The sequence below is a fragment of the Pseudomonas sp. PME37.24/006 genome (assembly GCF_055556635.1).
This window is the reverse complement of sequence record NZ_JBVHNL010000123.1, coordinates 1-268: the sequence shown is the minus strand read 5'-3', so window position 1 is coordinate 268 and position 268 is coordinate 1. Positions and strand designations below refer to the sequence as shown.

Genomic DNA, 268 nt, shown 5'->3' with positions numbered 1-268 from the left:
GAATCGTGGGTGCGCGACGCATCAGTGACCGGATAACACAGCAGCTGCACCTTGGGGGCGATAGCTACGGTGTGTGGCTGAACCACCGCCTGCGAGGCCAGCACCGTCGCCAGCGTGGCACCGGCACTGTCGCCGCCGAACGCGACGCGACCGGCATCCAGCCCCAGGGCCAGCGCCTGTTCCGCCAGCCAGGACAAGGCGTCTTCACCGTCCTCCAGCGCCGTCGGGAAACGATGCTCCGGCGCCAGCCGATAGCCAACCGACAACA

At 67.9% G+C, this 268-nt stretch carries 1 protein-coding gene; it reads right to left on the bottom strand.

The features are described 5' to 3' along the window. A partial coding sequence (locus ACZ3GY_RS24100; RefSeq protein WP_465912275.1) for an alpha/beta hydrolase fold domain-containing protein occupies positions 1-268 on the bottom strand: 268 nt, incomplete at both ends.